This is a genomic window from Moorena sp. SIO2C4 (assembly GCF_010672485.1).
GTDB classification, from domain to species: domain Bacteria; phylum Cyanobacteriota; class Cyanobacteriia; order Cyanobacteriales; family Coleofasciculaceae; genus Moorena; species Moorena producens.
The window spans coordinates 1-1,774 of the sequence record NZ_JAAHGN010001313.1 but is presented as its reverse complement, the minus strand read 5'-3'; the positions used below and the strand labels follow the sequence as shown (position 1 = coordinate 1,774).

The 1,774-nt window shown below is 45.2% G+C and carries 1 protein-coding gene; it reads left to right on the top strand.

Features of this window, described 5'->3' with window-relative positions:
• Positions 1–302 precede the first annotated feature (302 nt).
• A complete protein-coding gene (locus F6K20_RS36990) occupies positions 303–1,649 on the top strand; it encodes a serine/threonine-protein kinase (protein WP_008190038.1) in 1,347 nt (448 codons plus the stop codon).
• Positions 1,650–1,774 lie beyond the last annotated feature (125 nt).

The window sequence follows — 1,774 nt, the reverse complement described above, 5'->3', positions numbered from 1 at the left end:
AATGTCCACGCTGTGCGAACGACGCTGGGAGGTGACTTTACTCAGCATTATTCCAATGCTTACTTGTTTTATTCAAAAGCACCTCAAGTAGCGCATTAGCTGATAGCTGATACGCGACACGCTGATAGCTGATACGCGACACGCTGATAGCTGAATACTCACTCAATAATGCTATAGCATTAATTGTATTATCAATAGTATTTGAATTTAGGGTGTATTAAAATAGTTGATAATCTCCCTAGGAGCCAGGGTAAATCTACTAAACCTAAACACGACTTAGAAATAAATAACAACTAATCTATATGGTCTGGTCAGAGCAACAGCTGTTACATGGTGGTAAATACAAGATCGAGAAAATTCTTGGACGTGGAGCGTTTGGAATTACCTACAAAGCAGTCCATCAGTTACTCAATCAAGATGTTGTAATTAAAACACCACACGAAAGCCTGAGATTGGCTCCAGACTACCCCAACTATGGAGAACAATTTATCAAGCAAGGACAACTGCTGGCTCAACTGTCTGCTGACCTTGAATCCCTGGTCCAGGTCAGAGACTTGTTTCAAGAAGGAGATACCTACTTCCTAGTGATGGATTTTATTTCCGGGGAAAGTTTGTGGAAGTTGGTACAACGCACAGGACCATTACCTGAAACTGATGCAGTAGAGTACATCACTCAAATTGGGTCAGCGTTGAATCTAATCCATGGAGTAGGGCTGGTGCATTTAGATATCAGCCCTCATAATATCGTGGTCAGTAACAGTGGCAAACCGGTATTGATTGACTTTGGGATTCCTGGGGATATACTCCGAGATAGTAATGTGTCGAGCCATATTGACAATAAACCATTTCGACCCTACGAGCTATACTACCAAGGCAGTCGTCACGCCACGGTGGATGTCTACTCTCTAGCGGCTTCGATGTACCATGCCGTAACTGGTCTAAGTCCTACCGAGTCAATTTACCGCAAGTATGACGGTGAAGAGCTGGTGCCACCAAACCAACTGGTTCCTAGTATTAGCGATCGCTTAAATCAAGTAATTCTCCAAGGCATGGCCTTAGAGCCAAAAGACCGTCCTCAGTCAGTCCACGAATGGTTACAGCCCGTGACTGAAAACGATTATTTCATCTCTTTGAGTGAAGCTGATGACCTTAGTTCTGATGTAGGAGTAGATTACCGCCCATTACGGGATTTACTAATCCGTAGAAAGTGGCAAGAGGCAGATCAAGAAACTCTCGCCGTTATGCTCAAAGCAGCAGGACGAGAAGAAGAAGGCTGGCTTGACATCCCAGATATCAACACCTTTCCTTGTACAGACCTCTGTACTCTCAACAGCCTCTGGGTAAAGTACAGCCATGGGCGCTTTGGCTTTAGTGTACAGAAGCGAATCTGGCAGAGCATAGTCACCGAGAGTGTGCAGGTAACTCCTGGTGCCGATTATGACTATGAAACTTACTGTCGCTTTGGCGATCAACTTGGATGGCACACCAACGAAAAGTGGCTAGATTACGTTGACCTCCCCTTCACCCTCAATGCTCCCCAGGGGCATCTACCAGTCAGCTATGTCGGATTCTTTTCCGGTTGGGCATACTTTGCCTTTTTCATGGGTGGCGTATCTCTCTTCTCTCGCCTTGAGATATGTAGTATTTAGCAGTGTTTATAGCAGTTTGTAATTCGGTCTGGGTGTTAGGGAATCGGGAATCGGGAATCGGGAATCGGGAATCGGGAGTAGGGAGTAGGGAATCGGGAAACAAGACTGTGTACCTGATTAGGCTA